Here is a 7,176-nt window from a genome sequence, read left to right as displayed (position 1 = left end):
CTTTCGCGAGCAAGCCCGCTCCCACAGGGGGGTGGGAGCGGGCTTGCTCGCGAAAGCGGCATCAGCCACACCGCAAATATTGATGATTCACCGATTAGGCTGCGGCGTCAGGCGCAAGTAAGGCTTGACCGCCCGATAGCCCTTGGGGAAGCGCTGTTTGATTTCATCCTCATCCTTGAGCGACGGCACGATCACCACTTCATCACCGTCCTGCCAATTGGCCGGTGTGGCCACCTTGTAGTTGTCGGTGAGTTGCAGCGAGTCGATCACTCGCAGGATTTCATGGAAGTTGCGGCCGGTGCTCGCCGGGTAGGTAATCGTCAGCCGGACCTTTTTGTTCGGGTCGATCACAAACAGCGAGCGCACGGTCAGGGTGTCGTTGGCGTTGGGATGGATCAGGTCGTAGAGGTCCGAGACCTTGCGGTCGGCGTCATCCAGGATCGGAAAGTTGACCACGGTGTCCTGGGTTTCATTGATGTCCTCGATCCACTTGTGGTGCGACTCCACCGGGTCCACCGACAACGCGATGGCCTTGACTCCACGCTGGGCGAACTCATCCTTGAGCCTGGCGGTGAAGCCCAATTCAGTGGTGCATACCGGTGTGAAATCCGCCGGATGGGAAAACAGCACACCCCAGCTATCGCCCAGCCACTGATGGAAACGGATGATGCCGGCGCTGGAGTTCTGTTCGAAATCGGGGGCGATATCGCCAAGTCTGAGACCCATGGTGCTGCTCCTTGTGAGTGCTTGATGGGGTCAACTGTGCCTGCGTTTTTTATCTATTAAAAAGAATAAATATCGATTTATTTAGATCATAAAGAAATATTAAAGATCTATTCACTGGACGCGCATGCACAACCCGCCGAACATCGTCCCCAAGGTTCGAGAAGGCCTTGAGTTGCTGCAAAGAGGGAAATTCAAGGCGGGATTACGGGGGTGAACCCGTCTTGGAAATGCAAAAGCCCCGCCCGGTGCAATACCGGGCGGGGCTTTTTTGTCTCGGTTACGCGAGCGCTATTACAACAGCGGGATCGAGTAACTGAGGATCACGCGGTTTTCGTCCTGCGAACGGGTGTTCGGCAGGTCGGTGCGCCAGGTAGCGTTTTTCCACGTCAGACCCAGGTTTTTCAGCGGGCCTTCCTGAACGACGTAAGCCACGCTCAGATCGCGCTCCCACTCGGAAGCACCATTGGCCGCCTCGCCACCCTTGGCGTTAACGGTATCGATGTTATCGCCGTGCAGGTATACCAGACCCGCGGTCAGGCCAGGTACGCCGACCTTGGCGAAGTCGAACGCGTAGCGTGCTTGCCAGGTTTTCTCGCCAGCACGGCCGAACTTCTGGATTTGCGAATCGGTGATGGTGTAGTTCGACGAACCGTCACCCTGGTTCAGCCAGGGGAAGTCGCTGCTGCCGTTGCTGACCTGGTAGCCGCCACCGAAGGTATGACCGGCAACCGAATACAGGAACAGGCCGCTGTACAGGTTGTTGTCGACCTTGCCTTTACCGTTTGGCGCGTTGTAGTTGCCGGTGGTGAAGAACAGAGGGTCGTGACCGTTGGCACCATCATCAGAGCTGTTGAAATAACGGAAATCCGACTTCAACACGCCCGGGCCGATTGCCCAGTTGTGCACCAGACCCAGGAAGTGTTGCTTGTAGAACTCTTCCAGGTTGCCGTAGTAGTACTGGGCCGTCAGGTCCTTGGTGATTTTGTAGTCACCACCGGCGTAGATGAACTTGTTGCTGTCGCGGAACTTGGTGCCGCGAGTGTTCGCACCGGAAATCGACATCTGCTCGTTGTTGCTGGAGTTACGGCCTTTAACGGCTTCGATCTGACCACCGACCAGCGACAGGTCCTTGATCTCGGCGGAAGTGATCTGGCCACCCTGCCAGGTTTGCGGCAGCAGGCGGCCGTCGTTGGTCACAATCACCGGGTTTTTCGGCTGCAGGGTGCCCAGCTTCAGTTCGGTCTGGGAAACCTTGGCCTTGGCAGTCAGGCCCAGGCTGGAGAAATTATCAACCGCCTCGCCGTTGGATTTGCTCGGGAAAACCGTGCCGCCGTAAGAGGTCGCCGTGGCGCCGTTGGTGCCGCCGCCCGAATCCAGCTTGACGCCCAGCAGACCGATGGCGTCGATACCGAAGCCGACGGTGCCTTGGGTGTACCCGGAGATGAAACGCAGATCGAAGCCCTGGCCCCATTCTTCGTTTTTGTTGGCACCGGCACCGTCACGGTTATCGGTATTGATGTAGAAGTTGCGCAGCCCCAATGTTGCCTTGCTGTCTTCGATGAAACCCGCGGCGCTTGCCTGCTGGGTCAAAACCCCTACGGCCACAGCGATGGCCAAGGTGGACTTGTTCATGTTTCGCTCCTCTCGTTTCTAATTCTTGTGTTCCTGGTCCTGGATCTAATGCCCGGGATCCTAAACGCATAAATTCGCGGCAAACCGTCTAAGCCGGTCGTTTGGCGGGCCGCAGGATACATGGCCTTAAAGCCAAAAAGAATTTTTTAGTGTTTTTTAATATCGGCATGGAATATGACTTCCCACGACAGATCCGAGGTATCGGCGGCAAGGCCAATTCCTGAACCTGATCAATTGTCGAGGGACGAAATTGCCAAATCCGAGCTCAGGGAAGAGTGTCGGACAGGCGCACTTTAAGCGGGATGGCTAAAAACTAAAAAGAATAAAAAAGAAATAGCATCTTTGTTTATGGAATATAAAACTCGACACGAAAAAAAACCCCGCCAACCGGCGGTAATGCTGTTCAGTTAAGGATTCTGTAGGAGCGAGCTTGCTCGCGATGGACTCAAGAGCCCCGCGTTTAGTCAATAAACACGCGGCATCGTTAACGACCATCGCGAGCAAGCTCGCTCCTACAGTGGATCATTCTCGCTTAACTGAACAGCATTACGCCAACCGACGGGGCTTTTTCTTACGGCTATTACATGAAGCTGTAGGTGTAGTTGAAGATCAGACGGGTCTGGTCTTGGTCAAGGGTGCTGGTGTTGCCACGGTAGGTACCGTGACGCAGCGTCGTACCAAACCCTTTCAGTGCACCCGTTTGAATCACGTAATCAATACGCGCGTCGGTCTCGTGCTCACTCAGGTCTTTACCAACACCGTTGGTAGCCTTGATGTCCTGGCCATTCAAGTAAGCAATCGAAGCTTTCAAGCCTGGCACGCCCAGGGAGGCGAAGTCATAGGAGTACTGACCGAACGTGGTGTTTTCACCGGCACGGATAAAGCTGCCAACTGTGGCGTCGGTAAACGAGTAGAAGCTCGCGCCGCCGGCACCTTCAGGATTACCGTTGCTGTCGACAAGGTTGCCTTGGTTCAAGAAAACGAAGCCGCCGTCATCGCTGACACGCTGATGCCCGAGCAGGAATGCGTTGCCACCCAGGGTATAGGTGAACATGGCGCTCCAGGTCTTGTTATCGACCACGCCCTTTTCTTTGGCAAAGCCATTGTTGTTGTTGAATTGGAAGCCGGGGTCGCCGTTCTTGCCGTCTGAGCTGCTGTCGAAATAACGGATATCGGTCTTGAACGACTGATTGGCCGCGATCGGGTAGACGTGCACCAGGCCGAGGAAGTTCTGCTTGTAGAAGTCTTCCAGGTTCGCATAGTAGTACTGCAGCAAGAGGTCTTTGGTGACCTTCCAGTCAGCACCGCCGTAGAGGAATTTGTTGCTGTCCTGAGTAGCGCCAGCCACAGACAGGCCAGTGGAGTTCGAGGAGGCACGACCCGACGCGTGCTCCAGCTGGCCAAAGTTAAAGGTCACGTTGTCGATTTCTTTGGAGGTGATGGTGCCACCTTCAAAGGTCTGCGGCAGCAGACGGCTGTCGTTCGCGATCAGGATCGGCAGGTTAGGTGCCAGAGCGCCACCCAGGTGGGCTTCCGTCTTCGAGAAGCGAGCCTTGACGTTGCCGTCCAGACGGCTCCACTCGTCGGCCGCCTCATTGCCATCGCTAGGGAAGAATGAGTTGCTGTTACCGGTCGGGTGATGCCCCTTGCCGCCATCCAGGTGGATACCCACCAGAGCCTGGGCGTCGATACCAAAACCTACGGTACCCTGGGTGAAACCGGACAGGTAGTCGAACTTCAGACCTTCAGCGGTTTCGCGCTGACGGTTGGCAGGAGTGCTCGCACCCTCCCGCATGTCGGCGTCGTAATACATGGTGCGAGAGCTGATGGACGCCTTGCTGTCTTCCAGGAAACCTGCGGCGCCTGCCTGCTGCGCCAAAACCCCAACGGCCACGGCCAAAGCCAAGGTGGACTTGTTCATTGTGAAGCTCCTCTCGATTCTAATTCTTGTGTTCCTGGTCTCGAGTCGACGCCCGAAATCCTAAGATGCGCGATTAGCGCCAGAGCGTGACCCACAAGTCAATCGTAACCATGTGTGTCTACGACCATAGTCTAACCCCCGGTTTTTTGGTCCCTGCAGGGTCATGAATTCGTCATGAACCTGAAAAGAATTACCCGATTCTTTTCTAATACCGTTTAGGAATTTAGCTCCCGACTCCCCAACTACCCCAGAATAGAGGGTTTTTCTTACAAGCTAATTCCTAATCGGTATTTGTTTTTGCTTTTTTAGATCGATTAGTTTCTGACGCAATTCGGAAACAAATCCTTTACCGAAAGGCAGCCCCATGACGACTAAACGCGCACTATCCGGATCAATTGTTACAGTTTGTGTATCGTTCGTATTTTCTTTCACCGCTCATGCAGCGAACCTCACCGTCGGCTATCAAACCGGCATTGACCCCAGCAAAGTCCCTCAGGCCGATGGCCTTTATGAAAAAACCATCGGCCAGCCCATCGACTGGCGACGCTTCAACAGCGGCCCGGAAGTGGTCACGGCGATTGCCTCCGGCGATGTGCAAATCGGCAATCTCGGCTCCAGTCCGCTGGCCGCTGCCGCCTCGCGCAACCTGCCGATTGTCGCGTTCATCGTCTCGGCCCAGATCAATGCCGCCGAAGCGCTGGTGGTGCGCAACGGCAGCGGCATCGAAAATCCGCAAGATCTGATCGGAAAGACCATCGCCACGCCATTCGTTTCAACCTCCCACTACAGCCTGCTTGGCGCGTTGAAGCACTGGGGCCTGGACAGCTCGAAAGTCAAAGTGGTGAACCTGCAGCCAGCGGAAATCGCGGCAGCCTGGAAACGTGGTGATATTGATGGCGCGTTTGTCTGGTCGCCCGCCCTGGGAGAAATCCGCAAGAGCGGCAAGACCTTGACCGATGCCGCGCAAGTGAGCCAATGGGGGGCGCCAACCTTTGAGGTCTGGGTGGCGCGCAAGGATTACGCCGAAAAACATCCGGAGGTCGTGGCAAAGTTCGCCAGGGTCACCCTGGATTCATTCGCCGACTATGCCGCTCATAAAGACCAATGGACCGCTGATTCGCTACCCGTCCAGAAAATCGCCAAACTGACCGGTGCCAACGCCGCGGATGTACCGGAGCTGTTGGCCGGTTCCGCATTCCCGGATGCCAAGGCGCAACAGAGCACTGCGCTGCTGGACGGCGGCACGGCCAAGGCCATTGGCGAAACGGCGAAATTCTTGAAGGAGCAAGGGAAGGTCGAGACGGTGCTGCCGGATTACTCGCCGTATGTCAGCGCGAGGTTTGTCACCGAGTAACACCACCGACCTCTGTAGGAGCGAGCTTGCTCGCGAAAAACCCAAGGACGCCACGGGGCATCTGGTTTTACGCGTTATCGTTCACGATTTTCGCGAGCGAGCTCGCTCCTACAGGGACCGCATCCTGATCACAGGGCTTTTTCGAAGATCTTCGAATTACGCTGATAGTTGTAAAGCGACGCCCGCGCCGACGGCAGTCGATCAACGCTGCTGGGTTCGAAGCCACGTTCGCGGAACCAGTGCGCGGTGCGGGTGGTGAGGACGAACAAGGTTTTCAACCCCTGAGCCCGTGCGCGGGTTTCAATGCGCTCCAGCAGCTCATCACCGCGACCGCCATGGCGGTACTCCGGATTCACCGCCAGGCACGCCAGCTCACCCGCCTCCGAATCGGCAATCTGATACAGCGCCGCACAGGCGATGATCATGCCTTCGCGTTCAACCACGCTGAACTGCTCGATTTCGCGCTCCAGCACCTCGCGGGAACGGCGCACCAGGATGCCCTGTTCTTCCAGCGGACTGATCAGGTCCAGCAAACCACCGACGTCCTCAATGGCCGCTTCACGCACCACTTCGAACTGCTCCTGCGCCACCAGCGTACCGCCACCGTCGCGGGTGAACAGCTCGGTCAACAGTGCGCCGTCTTCGGCGTAGCTGACGATATGGCTGCGGGCCACGCCGCCACGGCAAGCTTCGGCCGCGGCATCCAGCAATTCTGCCTGATAGTTGCTGCCCAACCGTTGCAGATGCGCCGGCACTTGCTGCGGACGCAGTTCGCGCACCAGGCGCCCGTGTTCATCTATCAGGCCCAGGTCAGCGCCGAACAGCAACAGTTTGTCCGCACCCAGGTCAATGGCCGCACGAGTGGCGACGTCTTCGCAGGCCAGGTTGAAAATCTCCCCGGTCGGCGAGTAGCCCAGCGGCGACAGCAGCACGATGGAGCGCTCGTCCAGCAGACGGTTGATACCCTTACGGTCGACCCGGCGCACTTCGCCGGTGTGGTGATAATCGACGCCTTCAAGCACGCCGATCGGCCGCGCCGTCACCAGGTTGCCGCTGGCCACCCGCAAGCGTGAGCCCTGCATAGGCGACGAGGCCATGTCCATCGACAGGCGAGCCTCAATAGCAATGCGCAGCTGGCCGACCGCGTCGATCACGCACTCCAGGGTCGCGGCATCGGTGATGCGCATGCCATGGTGGTAATGCGGGGTCAGGCCACGCGCCGCGAGGCGCGTTTCGATTTGCGGCCGGGAACCGTGAACCAGCACCAGACGCACGCCCAGGCTGTGCAACAGCACCAGGTCGTGGACGATATTGCCGAAGTTCGGGTGTTCAACACCGTCGCCGGGCAGCATGACGACAAAGGTGCAATCGCGGTGGGCGTTGATGTAAGGCGAAGCGTGACGAAGCCAATTGACGTATTCGGGCATGAACCTGGGCCTGTAATAAATAGCAGCCGAAAAAAGGGCGAAACTGAAAACGCACAGCGGGCTGATGGTTATCGTCGGAACAGGCTTGGCGACACGCGCGCTCTCCTCATGAATAC

5 protein-coding genes are annotated in these 7,176 nt (G+C 57.2%); 1 reads left to right on the top strand and 4 read right to left on the bottom strand.

Translation table 11 applies throughout. From position 1 onward, the window contains the following. Positions 1-87 precede the first annotated feature (87 nt). The 3 genes from AC07XF_RS12660 to AC07XF_RS12650 all read right to left on the bottom strand — a co-directional run bounded on the left by AC07XF_RS12660 (position 88) and on the right by AC07XF_RS12650 (position 4,279). Positions 88-726: a peroxiredoxin gene (locus AC07XF_RS12660; protein WP_007993146.1), complete on the bottom strand. Its 639-nt coding sequence runs from the start codon at positions 724-726 to the stop codon at positions 88-90. Between the two features lie 291 nt (positions 727-1,017). Further along, positions 1,018-2,358 (bottom strand): OprD family porin, encoded by a 1,341-nt coding sequence (locus AC07XF_RS12655; RefSeq protein ID WP_495026745.1) that lies wholly within the window; start codon positions 2,356-2,358, stop codon positions 1,018-1,020. Between the two features lie 580 nt (positions 2,359-2,938). Further along, positions 2,939-4,279 (bottom strand): OprD family outer membrane porin, encoded by a 1,341-nt coding sequence (locus tag AC07XF_RS12650; protein WP_495026744.1) that lies wholly within the window; start codon positions 4,277-4,279, stop codon positions 2,939-2,941. A gap of 364 nt (positions 4,280-4,643) precedes the next feature. Between AC07XF_RS12650 and tauA the strand changes: the two genes are divergently transcribed. Further along, positions 4,644-5,633 (top strand): taurine ABC transporter substrate-binding protein, encoded by a 990-nt coding sequence (tauA, locus tag AC07XF_RS12645; RefSeq protein ID WP_495026743.1) that lies wholly within the window; start codon positions 4,644-4,646, stop codon positions 5,631-5,633. Positions 5,634-5,761: 128 nt separating this feature from the next. Here the strand turns inward: tauA and argA are convergent, their stop codons facing one another. Next, entirely contained in the window at positions 5,762-7,060 is a 1,299-nt protein-coding gene (gene argA / locus AC07XF_RS12640) for an amino-acid N-acetyltransferase (protein ID WP_495026742.1), read from the bottom strand. Positions 7,061-7,176: the final 116 nt, after the last annotated feature.

Source organism: Pseudomonas sp. GW821-FHT01C01 (assembly GCF_059422645.1).
The sequence above is the reverse complement of the archived record's forward strand: the minus strand, read 5'-3'. Positions and strand labels throughout refer to the sequence as shown.

Coding starts and splice junctions, on each gene's coding strand:
- AC07XF_RS12660 (WP_007993146.1), bottom strand. CDS start 726: ATGGGTCTCAGACTTGGCGATATCGCCCCCGATTTCGAACAGAACTCC.
- AC07XF_RS12655 (WP_495026745.1), bottom strand. CDS start 2,358: ATGAACAAGTCCACCTTGGCCATCGCTGTGGCCGTAGGGGTTTTGACC.
- AC07XF_RS12650 (WP_495026744.1), bottom strand. CDS start 4,279: ATGAACAAGTCCACCTTGGCTTTGGCCGTGGCCGTTGGGGTTTTGGCG.
- tauA (WP_495026743.1), top strand. CDS start 4,644: ATGACGACTAAACGCGCACTATCCGGATCAATTGTTACAGTTTGTGTA.
- argA (WP_495026742.1), bottom strand. CDS start 7,060: ATGCCCGAATACGTCAATTGGCTTCGTCACGCTTCGCCTTACATCAAC.